At 44.1% G+C, this 14,635-nt stretch carries 13 protein-coding genes; 8 read left to right on the top strand and 5 right to left on the bottom strand.

The genetic code is table 11. The annotated features are described in order from the left end of the window. Window positions 1-13: 13 nt before the first annotated feature. The 4 genes from QSH61_RS17695 to QSH61_RS17680 all read right to left on the bottom strand — a co-directional run bounded on the left by QSH61_RS17695 (window position 14) and on the right by QSH61_RS17680 (window position 1,550). Window positions 14-340 carry a helix-turn-helix transcriptional regulator gene (locus QSH61_RS17695; protein WP_010606831.1) on the bottom strand — a complete coding sequence of 109 codons (327 nt, stop codon included), beginning with the start codon at window positions 338-340 and terminating at the stop codon, window positions 14-16. A 19-nt stretch (window positions 341-359) separates the two neighbouring features. Next, window positions 360-773 (bottom strand): hypothetical protein, encoded by a 414-nt coding sequence (locus tag QSH61_RS17690; RefSeq protein ID WP_010606830.1) that lies wholly within the window; start codon window positions 771-773, stop codon window positions 360-362. Window positions 774-1,015: 242 nt separating this feature from the next. Beyond that, window positions 1,016-1,360 (bottom strand): rhodanese-like domain-containing protein, encoded by a 345-nt coding sequence (locus QSH61_RS17685; protein ID WP_010606829.1) that lies wholly within the window; start codon window positions 1,358-1,360, stop codon window positions 1,016-1,018. A 37-nt stretch (window positions 1,361-1,397) separates the two neighbouring features. Beyond that, window positions 1,398-1,550 (bottom strand): YgaP family membrane protein, encoded by a 153-nt coding sequence (locus tag QSH61_RS17680; protein ID WP_083229929.1) that lies wholly within the window; start codon window positions 1,548-1,550, stop codon window positions 1,398-1,400. Between the two features lie 134 nt (window positions 1,551-1,684). Here QSH61_RS17680 and QSH61_RS17675 point away from each other — a divergent pair, with 134 nt between their 5' ends. The 3 genes from QSH61_RS17675 to QSH61_RS17665 are packed head-to-tail and all read left to right on the top strand — an operon-like array spanning window position 1,685 to window position 6,347. Continuing rightward, window positions 1,685-1,990 (top strand): ArsR/SmtB family transcription factor, encoded by a 306-nt coding sequence (locus QSH61_RS17675; protein WP_010606827.1) that lies wholly within the window; start codon window positions 1,685-1,687, stop codon window positions 1,988-1,990. 15 nt (window positions 1,991-2,005) lie between these two features. After that, the gene (locus QSH61_RS17670; protein ID WP_206471197.1) at window positions 2,006-5,311 is read left to right on the top strand and encodes an efflux RND transporter permease subunit; all 3,306 of its coding nucleotides are present in this window, start codon (window positions 2,006-2,008) and stop codon (window positions 5,309-5,311) included. Next, a complete protein-coding gene (locus QSH61_RS17665; protein ID WP_174170274.1) occupies window positions 5,301-6,347 on the top strand; it encodes an efflux RND transporter periplasmic adaptor subunit in 1,047 nt (348 codons plus the stop codon). The genes QSH61_RS17670 and QSH61_RS17665 overlap by 11 nt, the downstream gene beginning before the upstream one ends. A 17-nt stretch (window positions 6,348-6,364) precedes the next feature. Here QSH61_RS17665 and QSH61_RS17660 read toward each other — a convergent pair whose 3' ends face one another. Further along, window positions 6,365-7,042, bottom strand: a complete 678-nt coding sequence (locus QSH61_RS17660) for a nitroreductase family protein (protein WP_010606824.1) — start codon at window positions 7,040-7,042, stop codon at window positions 6,365-6,367. A gap of 151 nt (window positions 7,043-7,193) precedes the next feature. On the opposite strand from QSH61_RS17660, the gene QSH61_RS17655 reads away from it, so the two are divergent. From QSH61_RS17655 to QSH61_RS17635, 5 genes are all read left to right on the top strand, one after another. Next, a complete protein-coding gene (locus tag QSH61_RS17655) occupies window positions 7,194-8,075 on the top strand; it encodes an ABC transporter ATP-binding protein (protein WP_010606823.1) in 882 nt (293 codons plus the stop codon). An 11-nt stretch (window positions 8,076-8,086) separates the two neighbouring features. Then, on the top strand, window positions 8,087-11,656 hold the full coding sequence (locus tag QSH61_RS17650; protein ID WP_206471196.1) for an ABC transporter permease/M1 family aminopeptidase: 3,570 nt from the start codon (window positions 8,087-8,089) through the stop codon (window positions 11,654-11,656). Between the two features lie 59 nt (window positions 11,657-11,715). Further along, on the top strand, window positions 11,716-12,672 hold the full coding sequence (locus tag QSH61_RS17645) for an ABC transporter ATP-binding protein (RefSeq protein WP_206471195.1): 957 nt from the start codon (window positions 11,716-11,718) through the stop codon (window positions 12,670-12,672). Next, window positions 12,662-13,858, top strand: coding sequence for an ABC transporter permease (locus tag QSH61_RS17640; RefSeq protein ID WP_174170277.1), 1,197 nt, complete (start codon window positions 12,662-12,664; stop codon window positions 13,856-13,858). The genes QSH61_RS17645 and QSH61_RS17640 overlap by 11 nt, the downstream gene beginning before the upstream one ends. An 87-nt stretch (window positions 13,859-13,945) precedes the next feature. Then, window positions 13,946-14,608: a fumarylacetoacetate hydrolase family protein gene (locus QSH61_RS17635; protein WP_206471194.1), complete on the top strand. Its 663-nt coding sequence runs from the start codon at window positions 13,946-13,948 to the stop codon at window positions 14,606-14,608. The last annotated feature ends 27 nt before the right edge of the window (window positions 14,609-14,635 follow it).

The raw sequence follows: 14,635 nt of genomic DNA, 5'->3' as shown, positions 1-14,635 counted from the left end.
AAGAATAAGGTATTTATCGAATTATCAGATAAATCAGGCCTGCGCCGATAACGCCCCCAACGCTTAGGGATAGGATTGCAGTAAACAAGAATAAATGATAACTCACTGTTTTTTCTTCTTTGTTTTCTTTATTATGGAGCATGTCGGCCAAGTCAATAAGCTTGGATTGGGAGATTTCAAACACCGCACACAAGCTCATTACAGTCTCTTTACTTGCTGTCCCGTCGCTCTCGACGCGTTGAATTGTGCGTAGACTTACTCCAGAGGCATCTGCTAAATGTTGCTGAGTCCAACTCTTTTCGGTTCGCAACAGCTTTACTGTATTATTATTTATTTGCATTATCTCCTCCTTGACGAACTTAAAGTACGGTGCTGCCGTACCAGCGTCCCAAGTAGTACGCGAGAGTAAATATACAAAAACCTGCAACCAGGCCGTAGCCCATAAAAGTGAATATGACCTTCGCTAAGGTCAGTTGATCGTTCAGAGGGGTACTTGACTGGCGACCAAGTATTTTTTTTCCTTTGAGTAGTAGGCACTCAGTTTCAAAAGTAAACCCGTTAATTAAACAAAATCTAGCTTCATAGGCTTGATCTGCATAAGTAAATTTATGGGTACTATCACCGAGTAAGTGGCGTTTTTGAGAAACGCAAACATCGTCGACGAAAACATATTGAGTGCAATTTAATGCATTTGCACAACACGTAATTTGATGATCTCCATCTTGGAAATACACTTTGTAGGTGGCTCTTTCTAGCTTTTTTAAGTCAGACATATTGAACTCCCGTTAAGTTGTTGTCTCCACTGTGCCTGTTTCTCCATTAAAACACGCCGACAAGCTTACGTCAGTGCTCAAACTGTCATATGACAATAGATTTATAAAATTAATTAACTTAATGATTTAAATGCTTTTATAGCGAATGTTAAGGTTGGGTAAGAAATGGAAGTCAGAAAAAGCACTGAGCCTAATAAAGTTTTGTGACTCAGTGCCTCAATAAAAAGAAGGTCATAATGTGCTTAAAGCGTGTCACACACCACTTCAGCTTTGCAGGTAATTACGCTGACATTGGTGTAACCGATACGAGTTAGTTGCTCTGCGGCAAAAATAGCACGGCCACCAGCGGCACAGTGTAAATAAATTGGTCTGTCTGCGTCTTTTTCCAGCTCTGGAAGCTTAAATTCTAGCAATCCTCTTGGGATATTTACCGTGCCGTTGGCTGCCTTTTGACTGTGTTCAGCCGGCTCTCTCACGTCGATAACCAGACCATTGTTTTGTGCAATCTCTGATTTTGCTTGTACCGCGTCAATGCAGCGTTGATTAGGCTTGACTGTCTTTAATACATCTTGGGCAGATATCAGCATATATAGCTCCTTATTGGGTTATCGGTTTCATTATGACTCACCTTTCCTGAATGCCAAGTTTCTTCAATATAACGATCATAGGGCACCAGTTTGTAAAAGCAGACTGCACTAAATTGACACAAATAAACACACTAAACCAAACCCAATGTGGGTTGACAAAATGTGTGAGCAGTAAAGAAATGGCAAACATAACACCAGCGATTAATCTAAGTAGAGGATGTAAGGTCATAATGAGTGTCACCTTTAATATTAGGTATTTCTAATATTAGACATTGCTAATGTTTGTGTCTATACTTTAAGCGCATTTATTTTTTGGGAGTCAACATGGATCTTCAGCAAATGGCGCAAAATGCCGAACAGGCAGAAGCCTTGTTAAAGCTTATGGCGAATAAAAATCGCTTGATGATTTTGTGCGCATTGCAAAAGCAAGAGCTCAGTGTTAGCCAGCTTAACGAAATGGTGCCGTTAGCGCAGTCTGCCTTATCACAACATTTAGCCAGCATGAGAAAGGCACAAATCGTGGCGACTAGGCGTGAGGGGGCGACGATTTATTATCAGGTTAAAGATAGCCGAGTCGCTGTACTACTCGAGAGTTTATATCAGCTGTTCTGCGCCTCAAGTGCAGAGTAACTAGGAACGACTGAGATGCAAAAGTTAGATGGTGTCATTCGGTATGCTCTACAAGGCAGCTTGCCAACGATTATCTTCTTGTGCGCTGTGGTACTTGGATTATTTGCATTGCAAATGACACCACGAGAGGAAGAACCACAAATAGTGGTGCCTATGCTGGATATTCATGTGTCGGTACCAAATACTGCCTCACCAGAAGTGGCACGATTGGTCACCACTCCACTTGAAAAGTTACTGCTGCAAATTCCGGGCGTTGAACACGTCTATTCTACGACCCAAACCGGCGGCACGGTTGTCACGTTAAGGTTTCATGTGGGTGAAGACAGAGAGAAAGCCATTCTCAACACCTACACTAAGCTGTATGCCAACCAGCATACTATGCCGGGAATTGTCACTCAGTGGCAGATCCGCCCAATAGAAGTCGATGACGTTCCGATTCTTATGCTTGGACTGACAAGTTCCAAGCCGCAACTATATGATGACTACGCGCTAACGCGCTTTGCACAAGAGCTAGCTATCCAGTTACAGAGCATTGCAGATACCAGCGAGGTTTCAGTTATTACCGGGCGCACGAGAGCACTTAGGGTTGAGTTGAACTTAGCTGCGCTTGCCGCACATCAAACAACACCAATGGATGTTTTAGGTGCTATCCAAAGTAGTAATCTAGTGACACGAGTCGGGCAAGTGACGGCAGGCAGTAACACAATTGCCTTTGAATCAGGTGATGTCCTTCGTAATAAGTCGGCACTTGAAGGTCTCACGGTAAATGTAATTAATGGTCGTGCCATTGTTTTAAAAGAAGTTGCTCGGGTTATTGATGGTCCTAGTGAGCCCGATAGCTATCAGTGGTTAGCAAGCAGCGGCAGCCAGGCTGATGCACCATTAGTGACGATTGGCGTGGCGAAGCAAAAGGGAAGTAATGCGGTAACGGTTGCAGAGCAAAGTTTAGCGCTTGTGACCCAGCTACAACAGGAGCTCCTTCCCGCTGAGGTATCGGTAAAAGTACTAAGAAACTATGGCGAGACGGCCAATGACAAAGTCAATAGTCTTACCTCTAGCTTGGCCTTTGCGGTATTTACCGTTGTGATATTTGTCGGCGTATTTTTAGGTTGGCGGCCTGCCATCGTTGTTGGTCTTGCAGTGCCAATTTGCTATGGCATTACACTTGGGTTGGACTTTGCGTTTGGTTACACCATTAATCGGGTCACCTTGTTTGCGCTTATTTTGTCGCTGGGATTGTTAGTCGATGACCCAATCACTGGGATTGATAATATTAGTCGCTTTATTCATCGCGGCGCGGCGGCTGACACAGATCATAACATTGTCGCTGCTATGGTCGAGATCAAATCTGCGCTTTTGATGTCAACGTTAACTATCATCATGGCGTTTATTCCATTGGCGTTTATTACTGGCATGATGGGCCCATATATGGCACCCATGGCATTTAACGTCCCCATTAGTGTCATTGCCTCGACGTTAGTGGCTTTTTTAGTGACGCCTTGGCTATCTAAAAAGCTACTCAAAGCGGATTCAAAAACAAGTGAAGTCGCGCCTCAAGACTCGTACTACAGCAAAATCATGCTGCCAATTTTACAAAACCCCCGCAAAGCCAAATGGTTATTATGGGGTGTGTTAGGGTTATTTGTTGCAAGTGTGAGCCTCCCTATTTTTAGGGCCGTACCACTGAAATTGCTGCCGTTTGATAATAAAAGTGAAATCCAAGTATTGATAGATATGCCCGAGGGAACCAGCCTTGAGCAAACGGCCGCAATGACGAGGCAAGTACAGCAAATCGTTTGGTCAGAAGCTGAAGTGACCGACATCGCCGCTTTTGTCGGCAAGCCTTCCAGTATGGATTTTAATGGTATGGTGCGAGGCTATTATCGTCGTAGTGGTACGCATCTTGCCGAACTTAGAGTCTTACTGGTGGATAAGCGTGAACGCGAACATCAATCTCACGCCATCGTCATGCGACTGCGTGAAAAGCTTCAGCCTTTTAACCAAACTTTGACGCAAGTAAAAGTGGTGGAAGTGCCGCCGGGACCTCCGGTATTAAGTACACTCGTTGCTGAGGTTTATGCAGATCCGTTTGTTGCTCGTGAAACGCAAGAGCAAGCAGCCCAGAGGTTAGCACATCGTTTAAGGCAGGAGCCACATGTGGTTGAGGTTGACACCTCAATGGCTTCGCCAACATGGCTAAAGCGGTTTGTGGTTGATAAACAAAAGGCTGCGTTATCAGGTGTGGCCACAGAGGATATTAATCAATCTTTAGTGGTTGCAAGCAGCGGCATGTCAGCAGGCTTTTTATATACTCAAGGTGAGGTCGCAACGGTGCCCATCGAGTTAGGTGTGAGTTACGCGCAGCGTAATCAATGGCAAAACGTATTAGCGATGCAAGTTCGTGGTCGTCAGGAGTTGGCTAAAACCACTCAAGAATACGGCTTAGAGCAGGCTGCGAGACCCCTTGTGGCGATTGGTGAACTGGGCGAATTAACATCTATTCCTACGGCTCCCGTGATCCTTCGAAAAGACCTACAAGAGGTGATTTATGTGTTTGCGGAGCTAAATGGCCGCACGCCAGCTGAGGTGATTGCCGATGTGGTTGCGGATGAAAACCAACAGATAACACCGAGCAATTGGGCATCTCGCACCTTTTTACACAGTGGCGGAGGAGTCACTTGGTCAATGTTTGAGGGAACCCATTATACCTTTAAAGGCGAAGGTGAGTGGCGCATTACCATAGATGTGTTTAGAGATATGGGGATCGCATTTGCGTTTGCACTGGTGGCGATATTTATCATCCTGCGGGTACAAACGGCATCTAGTAGCTTATCACTTATCATTATGTCGGCTATTCCCCTCACTATGATAGGGATTATGCCGGGTTTTTGGTTACTCAACCAGTTTGGTGAGCGTGTGGTTGCAGGTGCGCCTGAGCCCGTGTTATTTACAGCGACCGCGATGATAGGGATGATAGCGCTGGCCGGAATAGTGGTGAGAAACTCCCTGATTTTGGTGGAGTTTATTAATCAGTCTCGAGCGGCTGGTATGGCACTTATCGATGCATTGATTGCGGCGGGAAGTATAAGAATGCGACCGGTATTACTTACAGCAGGTACGACGTTATTAGGCAATTTAGTGATTATCTTAGATCCCGTTTTTAGTGGCCTCGCCCTTGCTATTATCTTTGGGATCATTGCTTCAACGTTATTTTCACTGTTGGTCGTGCCTATCGTTTACTATTTAGTATTCAAATCATCATCGACACCTAATCAACCCCTTAATGCCTCATCAGTTCAGGAGTCTTCTCATGTCTCGTAATAAAATCTTTATTCCTGTTCTTGCTATTTTTTGCCTATTATTGATGGTCGTATGGCTCGCTGGTGGATTCCAAAATAAGCTAGCTCCGGGCAATAAGTCCGAACTTCCCGCCTATCAAGGAACACGTTATACAGTACAAAAGTCGCTGATTGCGATGATTGAACAAGTTCCCGCGAGTGTGGTCGCAAAAGAAAATACGTTAGTGTCCAGTCGGTTATTGGCGGAGCTTAAAACGCTTAACGTCAGAGCCGGTGATAAAGTCACTGCGGGACAGCTGATAGCAACACTCGATGATGCAGAGCTTAAAGCAGAGCTGCAAAGAGTGGCAGCGCAGCAAGCGGCAAATTCAGCCAAGCTAGAGCAAGCAACTAAGCAGTTAGTACGCAATAAATCTCTTAATGAAAAAGGGCTTATCGCGATTAACCAAGTGGATGAGTGGCAAGCCACAGTGAACGAGTTACAAGCGCAAGATAAGGCATTGCAAGAAGCGTATCGTAGCGCTGAAGTCGCGCTGGGTTACACGCAAATCACAGCCCCTATTTCGGGTAAAGTGGTGGCGCGCTTACAAGAGCCGGGCAGCATGGTTAGCCCCGGTGGCGCCATTATTTCGTTATTCAACCCATTACAATTGCAGATTGAAGCGCCAATTCGCGAGAGCCAAGTTAAGCATATTCAGCTAGGAAGCGAGATTAAGGTACGCATACCTGCGCTAGACATAAGCCAAACCGCGCGAGTGTCGGAAATGGTGCCAATTGCCGACAGCCAAGCGCGCAGCTTTATTATTAAACTGGATATGCCTTTGCTGCAAAAAGTGGTGCCTGGCATGTACGCGCTGGTTGAACTTGTGCTTGGCGAGCAGGCGGTTATCCAAATTCCAACTAATATGATCAGCAAGTATGGTCAATTGGCGATGGTTGAGGTAATAGAAATTGGCCAGCTTCACAAACGCTACCTCAGGTTGGGCGAAGAGACAGGTAATAAAACGATTGTTATTAGTGGCCTAAACGAAGGTGATCAGCTAGCTGTGCAGCGATAGTTAGCTGATCCGAACTTTTAAATAAAGGAAGCGATTTCGGCGAGTGATTTTTTCACTGTTGCGTGCTCTGGAATAGTTGCATCATCACTTGGATAACCCGCAATCAATAACATATAAGGACGTTCGTTATCTTTATCTCTACCGCACAATTCGCTTAAAAAGCTCATAGGTTTAGGTGTATGGGTCAGTGTGGCAAGTCCTGCATTATGCAGAGCTTGGATAAGAAACCCAGTAGCTATCCCAACCGATTCATGGACATAGTAGTTGGTATTTTTGTCTTCCGCGTGGATCCCACCTTTTTTCTGACTAAAAATAGCGATAAGCCAAGGTGCATGTTCTAAGTAGGGTTTTTGTGCATCTGTGCCCAAAGGCTTTAGTGCGTCCAGCCACTCATCTCCCGCACGGCCTTGGTAAAACGAGCGCTCGAGGTCTTCGGCTGCAGCTCGGATCTGTTTTTTCTTTTCTGCGCTGCCAATCGCCACGAAATGCCATGGCTGATGATTTGCACCACTAGGGGCAGTGCCCGCTGCTTTGATACAAGTTTCGATGATTTCTTGCGGTACTGGGCGGTCGCTAAAAGCACGGATACTATGACGTCTCTTACTGTTCTCCAAGAATGCTTCCGCACGACTTAGCATTTCCTCGTGAGGGTATTCAATAAAATCCGTCAATGGGTGGTTGGCGTGATCTTGCATGTTAGTTTTCCTTGGGTGTTGTAAACTAAGAATGCTTCTTAGTGTTTCAGTGTTTACTTTTATTTGCAATTGATATGTTTATGTTAATTGTCACTAACCTAGGGAAATGTTATAAAAAGGACAATAATAAAAATCCGGACAGGAAATAAAAATGCTCGAAATCTCAGGACTTTCAAAAACCTATGACAATGGCGTTCATGCTTTGAGAGGTGTAAACCTGACTATTCCAAAGGGAATGTTTGGTTTGCTCGGACCTAATGGCGCTGGTAAATCTTCGTTGATGCGCACGATTGCCACATTACAGTCGGCAGATGCAGGCACTATACAGTTCGATGGTGTAGATGTTTTAAAGGAGCCAAAGGCACTTCGTGCACGTTTAGGCTACCTGCCGCAAGACTTTGGTGTTTACCAACGCGTTAGTGCGTATGATTTATTGGATCATATGGCAATCCTAAAAGGGTTAAATAATAAAAAAGAGCGTAAAGAAGCCGTTGACGGATTGCTCGCACAAACTAACTTATATGATCACCGTAAAAATGCGGTAAGCGGATTTTCCGGAGGTATGCGTCAACGCTTTGGTATTGCACAGGCACTGCTTGGCGACCCTGATTTACTCATTGTGGATGAACCGACGGCGGGACTAGACCCAGAAGAACGTAATCGTTTCCACAATCTACTTGTTGGCTTAGGTGAGAGTAAAGTAGTCATCTTATCAACGCATATTGTAGAGGATGTGTCTGAGCTATGTCCGAATATGGCTGTATTGGCGAGCGGACAAATTTTACTTGAAGGTAATCCTATTGCACTCACGGAGCAGCTACAGGGAAAAATCTGGCGTAAGTCGGTCACACTTGCAGAAGCGAAAGAAGTAGAGCAAAACTTACCGGTTATTTCTAAGCGCTTATTCGCGGGCCAGACCTTACTTAATGTATTTGCTGATCAAGCACCTGAAGGCTTTGAAGCGGTACCAGCCGATTTAGAGGACGTCTATTTTTCTACTCTGCATACTCATCGAAATAATCAAGCAGCGTAAGGAGTAGGCAGATGCTATTTAAAATGATGCGTTTTGAGCTACGGTATTTTGTCCGTCAGCCTTCCTTTTATGTGACTTCTCTGATTCTATTTTTACTCACCTTTTTTGCGTCAGTTTCGGACTCAGTACAGATTGGTGGTGGCAGTAACGTCAATGTAAACTCGCCCTATGCCATCTTGCAAACCGTTGCCATCATGACCATTTTTTCCATCTTTTTGGTGGTTAACTTTGTTGGTAGTGCGGTAATAAGAGACGATCAAAGTAAGTTCAGTGAGCTTATTTTGAGTAAGCCTTTGCACTTAGCTCAGTACAGATTGGGTCGTTTTCTCGGCGCTTATCTTGTTACTTTACTAGTATTTTCAATGTGTTTAGTGGGGATCTGGGTAGGCTCAGGCATTGGTGGTTTAGTCGGTTGGCTAGATACCGAACTGATTGGGCCTAATAAACTCAACTATTACTTAACGCCACTATTTGTCATCGCGGCCCCTTCACTGTTCTTTATGGCGAGCCTATTTGCGCTGGTGGCGCAAAAATTTAGAACCATGATAGCAATGTACTTAGTTGCTGTGGGTTTGTTTGTGACTTATCTTGTGGCAAATAGTATTTTTTCAGATATTGAATACCGTACTATTGCTGCGTATTTAGACATGTTTGGCCTATCAGCTATTTCGGCGCAATCAGAATATTGGACCATTGCAGATCGCAATACGTCAGTCATAAGCCTAGTTGATGAACTGCTCTATAACCGCTTAATTTGGATGTCAGTTGCACTGCTCAGTTTAGGTGTTTTAGCCTTAAATACTTCTCATTATTTACCGCAAAAACAAAAAACCAAGAGTAAAGCCAAAGAAGATGGTAACCAAGCGTCGGCATTGCTGAATCGTTTTGATTTTAAAGCGAGCGTAGGTAGTAGTTGGGTGCACTTTTGCACCAGAACCACTTTTGAAGTAAAGCAAGTGCTTAAAAGCTACCCATTCTTAGTGTTATTAATTTTGGCGGTGGCAACCTTAATACCTGCACTGGTTGGCTCATTTAATTGGTATGGCACAGAAGTATGGCCAGTGACCTTTAGAATGGTGGAGCTTATCCATGGGAGCTTCTGGCAATTATTGGTCATTGTATTGGTGTATTACAGCGCTGAGCTGGTATGGCATGACCGTGATTCGCGAATGGGAGACATTGTTGACTCTTATCCTGTTGCAAACTGGGTATTTTGGGGCTCTAAATACATAGCCTTAGTTGCGGTGATGACGCTGCTATGTGTATTTGGTAGCTTGATCACCATTAGCTATCAACTATTGTCGGGTGTGACACAGATAGATCTTGCCCAGTATATTGTGCGCTTGGGATATTTATATGTGTTAGGTTTTGCCTTCCAAACCACCTTAGCATTTTTGATACAGGTGATGAGTCCAAGCAAGTATATGGGTATGGGAATATATGTCGTTTATTTCATTATTTCGATAGTCCTGACCAACTTTGGTTTTGAGCACAATATGTACCACTTAGGCGAAACTTCCCCAGTGCCGTACTCAGATATTAATGGTTATGGTCATTTCCTCAGTGCAGCACATTGGTACAATTTGTACTGGTTTGGTTTTAGCATGATATTAGCGACACTAAGCTATGCACTTTGGCCTCGTGGTGCAGGACAAACGCTGAAAGCACGCATTTCACTGATGGGCTATCAGTTAGGTAACGCTGGTAAAGCATTATTGGCTTGTGGTGCTTTAATATTCGTGGGCAGTGGCAGCTACATCTACTACAACACGCAAATGGTCAATGAGTTTATCACGCAGGATGAAGCTGAAGATATCGCAGAGCTATATGAGCAACAATTTGCCCAGTATCGTGATGACCCTGTACCTGTCACGTTAGACGTACAGCTCAATGCTGAGATATTTCCAAAGACACGTCGTATTGAAGCGCAGGTAAAGCTGTTGGTTGAAAACCGCTCAGATAAAGAGATTGCTCGCTTCTTGGTCAATAAACCTGATCATACATTAGAGTGGCAAGTTGAAATGGCTGGCGCTACGCTTGCTGAAGAGGATAAAACCTTTAAGCATGCTTGGCTTGAGCTTTCACAACCAATGACACCGGGTGAGCAGCGTGTAATTACGATGTCAGTCGTACGCCAAACGCTTGGCTTTGTAGATAGAGGCTATGATGAAACTTTGGTGAACAATGGTACCTTCATTGATAACGCGACCTTGTTCCCGACATTTGGTTATAACATCTATAAGCAAATTCAAGACAAAAGTGAGCGTCGTCAGCGCAGCCTTGAACCACTAAAACGTGGCAATAAGATTGAAGAAACACACTATCATCATGAGCCATTATTTGCTGAAAATTTCGTCACATTCGCCGCAACGGTGACGACGGATGAATCGCAAGTTGCGATGGTGCCGGGTTATTTGCAATCAAAATTCAGCAAAGACGGCCGCACGACCTATGTCTATGAAATGGATGCTCCAATGCTGCACTTCTATAACATCTTGTCGATGGATCTTGAGGTGAAACGAGAAGAGTACAAAGGCATTGCGCTCGAGGTTTACTACCATAAAGATCATGCTTGGAATGTAGACACTATGTTGCAGTCGACTAAAGACTCTATTGATTATTTCACTCGAGAGTTTGGGCCTTACCAACATAAGCAAATGCGTATTATTGAGTTTCCTCGTTACCGAGACTTTGCGCAAAGTTTTGCCAATACAGTGCCTTACTCGGAGAATATTGGATTTTTAACGGACACCCGTAATCCTGACAATATCAATGTACCTTACTATGTGACGTCACATGAGCTGGCACACCAGTGGTGGGCGCATCAGGTGATTGGTGCTAATGTGGAGGGGTCAAATATCCTGTCGGAAATGTTGTCGCAATATTCTGCCATTATGGTGATGAAAGAAAAGTACGGCGAGCATAATCTCCGTAAATTCTTGAAGTATGAACTAGACACCTATTTAAGTGGGCGAGGTTCTGATCCGTATGAAGAGCGGGCGCTATCCAGAACAGTCGGTCAGCAGTACATTCACTACAATAAAGGTTCTGTTGTGATGTTAGCGCTGCACGATTTACTTGGAGAAACGCGACTCAATAGCGCATTAAGAAGCTTCTTAAATGACTATCGTTTTAGAACAGATATCTACCCAACGACACTCGACTTTTTGACTTACTTAAAAGCGGGGGCTTCAGAGCAAGAACAAGTATTTATCGAAGATCAGTTCAATGCGATTACGTTGTATGAGCTTAAGCTTGCGGGTGTTGAAGTGCAAGAAGCGACGCAAGCGGGAGAGCTACATACGGTGACCTTAACGGTTGAGGCGGCGAAAAAGCATGCAGATGGTGAAGGTAACGAAGAAGAAATCCCGCTTAATCAAGAGATTGATATAGCCTTATTCTCTGCCGATCCTAACAACATTCAAAGTGACGAAACGCTGTTATATCTACAAAAGCACGTCATCACATCGGGTGAAAATAAGATTGAGTTGAAAGTAACAGAGTTACCGAAATTTGCGGGAGTTGATCCGTTTGTAAAACTGATTGATAAGAAAACCGCCGATAACATCAAGTCACTCTAATGGATATATAGGTAGGAGAGGGCTTTTCGAAAGCCCTCATTCGTTTTTAAAGGAAAGTTATGCCAGATTTATTGCAAGTAACAGGGGTGTCGAAGCAATATGTTTCGGTAAAAGCAGTAGACAATCTAAGTTTTAGCGTTAAACAAGGTGAGATCTTTGCATTACTGGGCCCCAATGGTGCGGGTAAATCATCTCTCGTGAGAATGTTGGTTGGATTTACCTATCCAGATAGCGGCACAATCGCTGTGAATATTGATGGGCAAGCATATCAATCAATCCCTCATCAAAGTTTAGGTTATCTCCCAGAAGATAGAGGGCTTTACGCTGAAAAAACCGTGCAGCAGAATTTGCTCTATTTTGCCAAGCTACGCGGTGTTGAGAAAAACGCAGCGCTAGCACAGATTGAGTCTTGGCTAACACAGTTTGACTTAAGTGATAGAGCGCATGAGCGGTTGAAATCGTTGTCAAAAGGCAATCAGCAAAAAGTACAGTTAATATCGGCAGTATTGCACAAACCCAAGGTTGTATTGCTTGATGAGCCTTTCTCTGGTCTTGACCCCATCAACCAAGAAAAGGTGGTGGTGTTTTTAGAAGCGTTAAAAGCACAAGGCATGACGGTTATTTTAAGCGCACATCAGATGGCGATGGTGGAAAAGCTTGCCGATCGAATGCTGTTAATGAATCACGGGCAAGCCGTGCTTTATGGCACGTTAGCCGAAATAAAACAGGACGTTGGTGTTGGCATCGACATCACAGTGAGTTTCAGTGAAGCAACGAACTACGCAGCGCTCAATTTAGGCAACTACAGGGTGGCTTGTACTCAATTAAGTCAGAATAAAATTAAGTTTGAGTTGAGTGACTCCTCAGAGCTTAATTTGCTGCTCGCCGATTTGTCTAAATCAACGACTTTGCAAGGAATAGAAACCAAAACGATGGACTTGCATCAACTCTATCTTAAAGCAATCGAGTCTCATCAAGGCAAAGTGCAATCTCAGGAGAATGCCCATGTCTCATAAGCTGCAACAGATACTGCAAGTGACCAAATGGGAGTTTATGTACTTTTTTAAACTCAAGCAGGAGCTGATCGGTAAAGCAATTATGCTGGCGATAGGTTTGCTTATCTATTTTTGGCAAAGCACTTCGTTTTTTGAACCTGAGCAATATGTTATCGCAACACCATCCGCCATGAACTTAACTCAGCTACCTGAGCCTTTGCTTCTAAAGCGAGTTGATGCTTCAAAAGCTGAACTTCTGACTCAGTTAGAACAAGAGGAAATTGACGGTATTTTGATACTTCAAGCCCAAACGGGTGAGGCGTTACAGTTTGAACTGATTACCACAGGTAAAATGTCTTGGCAGAATGAAGTTGAGGTAGCGCTTAAGCAGTTTTACAGCAACGAACTCGCACAGAGCTTTAATTTATCTGCCGCTCAGCTCGCCTTGTTACAGCAACCTGTGAGCGTTTCCAATCAATACACCAAGGATGCGGTTAAGGAGGCACACAACCAGTCTTCGATGACAGCATTTGGCGTGATGCTATTGATGCTCATCGGTATTTTTACGTCATTTGGACAGATCTTCGTGTCTATCACCGGAGAAAAGCAGCAGCGTGTTACCGAGCAATTATATTCTTGTATGAATGCGCAAACTTGGATTGACGGCAAAATATTTGGTCAAATGCTCCATTGTCTAAAGGCTATGTTAAGTACGTTATTTTCATTTTTGTTGGCGATGGCTTTCATACAAGTCGTTGTAAAAAACGAAGCCTTGGACTTTACGATGATAGACTTTGCAATGTTGCCTTGGTTTACCCTGTTTGCGATAGTAGGTCTTTATATGGCAACAGCCTTTATGGCAGCAATAGCCGCAGCTATTGACGATCCTAACCATAGTGGCAAGACAGGATTTATGATGATCCCTATATTGCCAATTGTTATCGCGTTTATGATTGTTGATAGTCCTAGCAGCCTTGCCGTGGATATTTTGAGTCTTTTCCCGCTTACCGCATTTGTGGTGATGCCAGTAAAAATGGCGTTAATTGAAGTACCCATTTGGCAAGTGTTATGCGCGTTGGTCAGCGCATTACTTGGTTGCTACCTTATCCGTGTTGCTGCGGGGCGATTGTTTAAAGCGGGCATGGTGATGTATGGCAAGGAACCCTCAATTAAGGATATGGTGCGCTGGGTCTGTAAACCGGAATAATACCGTTTATATGATAACTTGCTAGCACAACGCTTTGGTTATGGTACGCTCCATAACTAAAGCTTGTGGCCGTACAGAGAGGGTGAAATGTATCAACACATTGATAATGAAAACAATAAAATAAGTCTACCAGCGGGAAAAATCGTTTGTGTTGGTAGAAACTACGTAGCGCACGCGAAAGAGCTAGATAACCCTATTCCAAGCAGTCCACTGTTGTTTATCAAACCAGCAACGAGCTTAGTACCATTTAATAATGAAATGAAGTTGGACGCCGCACTTGGCGAACATCATTATGAGGCAGAGCTTGCACTATTGGTAGGCACCAAAATCGATGCAAAAACCCCAGCGCCTCTCAAGCATATCGCCGGAATTGGGCTGGCACTCGATTTGACATTACGAGACTTACAAAGTGAGCTAAAAGCACAAGGGCACCCGTGGGAGCGGGCAAAGGCCTATGATAATAGTTGCCCAGCGACGCCTTTTGTACCATGTGATGAAAACACCTTTGCTGAGTGTATTGAATATCGTTTTTGGCAAAATGGAGAGCTTAAACAACATGGCGACTCTAGCTTAATGATTTTTCCAATCGCTGAGTTGCTAAAGGACATTGCTCGTTACTTTACGCTTCAGCCAGGAGATATTGTCTTAACAGGAACGCCAAAAGGGGTAGGGAGCCTAGCGCATGGCGATGAACTTACGCTGCAGCTGAAAAGCCATACTCCTTGGCATGGCAAAGTTGCGATAGATTAGCTTCTCGCTTTTATGTACATCGCTGCG

The organism is Pseudoalteromonas sp. JC3 (assembly GCF_030291895.1).
GTDB lineage: Bacteria > Pseudomonadota > Gammaproteobacteria > Enterobacterales > Alteromonadaceae > Pseudoalteromonas.
The sequence above is the reverse complement of the archived record's forward strand: the minus strand, read 5'-3'. Positions and strand labels throughout refer to the sequence as shown.

Coding starts and splice junctions, on each gene's coding strand:
- QSH61_RS17685 (WP_010606829.1), bottom strand. CDS start 1,360: ATGCTGATATCTGCCCAAGATGTATTAAAGACAGTCAAGCCTAATCAA.
- QSH61_RS17680 (WP_083229929.1), bottom strand. CDS start 1,550: ATGTTTGCCATTTCTTTACTGCTCACACATTTTGTCAACCCACATTGG.
- QSH61_RS17695 (WP_010606831.1), bottom strand. CDS start 340: ATGCAAATAAATAATAATACAGTAAAGCTGTTGCGAACCGAAAAGAGT.
- QSH61_RS17660 (WP_010606824.1), bottom strand. CDS start 7,042: ATGCAAGATCACGCCAACCACCCATTGACGGATTTTATTGAATACCCT.
- QSH61_RS17665 (WP_174170274.1), top strand. CDS start 5,301: ATGTCTCGTAATAAAATCTTTATTCCTGTTCTTGCTATTTTTTGCCTA.
- QSH61_RS17655 (WP_010606823.1), top strand. CDS start 7,194: ATGCTCGAAATCTCAGGACTTTCAAAAACCTATGACAATGGCGTTCAT.
- QSH61_RS17635 (WP_206471194.1), top strand. CDS start 13,946: ATGTATCAACACATTGATAATGAAAACAATAAAATAAGTCTACCAGCG.
- QSH61_RS17640 (WP_174170277.1), top strand. CDS start 12,662: ATGTCTCATAAGCTGCAACAGATACTGCAAGTGACCAAATGGGAGTTT.
- QSH61_RS17650 (WP_206471196.1), top strand. CDS start 8,087: ATGCTATTTAAAATGATGCGTTTTGAGCTACGGTATTTTGTCCGTCAG.
- QSH61_RS17690 (WP_010606830.1), bottom strand. CDS start 773: ATGTCTGACTTAAAAAAGCTAGAAAGAGCCACCTACAAAGTGTATTTC.
- QSH61_RS17675 (WP_010606827.1), top strand. CDS start 1,685: ATGGATCTTCAGCAAATGGCGCAAAATGCCGAACAGGCAGAAGCCTTG.
- QSH61_RS17670 (WP_206471197.1), top strand. CDS start 2,006: ATGCAAAAGTTAGATGGTGTCATTCGGTATGCTCTACAAGGCAGCTTG.
- QSH61_RS17645 (WP_206471195.1), top strand. CDS start 11,716: ATGCCAGATTTATTGCAAGTAACAGGGGTGTCGAAGCAATATGTTTCG.